General features: G+C 66.1%; 1 protein-coding gene. It reads left to right on the forward strand.

The annotated features are described in order from the left end of the window. Positions 1 to 1,179 (forward strand): IS701 family transposase (locus tag ACYVLQ_RS31755; protein WP_460701231.1); only part of this gene is annotated, 1,179 nt, incomplete at its 5' end. Positions 1,180 to 1,246: the final 67 nt, after the last annotated feature.

Consider the following 1,246-nt stretch of genomic DNA (forward strand, 5'->3'; position numbering starts at 1 on the left):
GATCTGGCTGCGTGGACGGCTGGGCTGGAGGAGTTGTTCGCGCGGGTCGCGGGGCGGTTTCATCGTGCTGAGCCGCGGTTGCGGGCCCGGATGTATGTGCGGGGCTTGCTGGCGCCGCTGGCGGGGAAGAACGGCTGGACCTTGGCCGAAGCTGCGGGGGATCTGACGCCGAACGGGATGCAGCGGCTGTTGAACAAGGCGGCGTGGGATGTGGAGGGAGTCCGCGATGAGGTGCGCGCGTATGCGGTGGAGCACTTGGGCGATGTGGACGGCGTGCTGGTTGTCGACGAGACCGGATTCCTGAAGAAGGGAGTGAAATCCGCTGGGGTGCAACGACAATACTCCGGTACTGCGGGTCGGATCGAGAACTGTCAACTGGGCGTTTTCTGCGCGTATACGAGTGCGAAGGGCCGCACGTTGATCGACCGGGAGTTGTATCTGCCCAAGTCGTGGACCGCCGATCGGGACCGCTGCCGGACCGCCGGGGTGCCGGACGAGGTCGAGTTCGCAACGAAACAGGTTCTGGCGCAGAGGATGCTGGCTCGTGCGCTGGATGCCGGGGTGCCTGCCCGGTGGGTCACTGCCGATGAAGCCTATGGGGGCGATTCGAAGTTCCGCAGGTGGCTCGAACAGCGGCAGGTCGGGTATGTGGTGGCCGTGCCCAGCAGCGCACCGATCGTGTGCATCGCAGGCGATTCACGCGCGGACCGCCTGGTCGCGGACGCGCCGGCCGACGCGTGGAAGCGCCGCAGCTGCGGAGAAGGCGCGAAAGGACCTCGCCTGTTCGACTGGGCCGTGGCCACTCTGCCCACTCTCAGCGAGGCGGGCCCGGGATGGCGACGCTGGCTGCTCGCACGACGATCGCTGACCCGCAACGCCAAGGGTGAACTCGAGATCGCCTACTACCTGTGCGGCGCCCCGATCGGAACCAGCGACGCCGACCTGATCCGGGTCGCCGGTGCCCGATGGTCGATCGAGGACTGCTTCCAGACCGCGAAAACCGAAGTCGGACTCGACCACTACCAGATCCGCCGCTACGACGCCTGGTACCGCCACATCACCCTGGCCATGCTTGCCCACACCTACCTCGCTGTGACGGCTGCTATTTCCCCAAAAGCATTGGCAGCGGCCTCATTCCGCTCACACTCGGTGAAATCAAGCGTCTCCTGGCACACCTGATCACCCCGATTCCGGACTTCGCCCTGACGCGCCGCTGGTCGACCTGGCGTCGACGACACCAACACCG

The organism is Nocardia thraciensis (assembly GCF_054782435.1).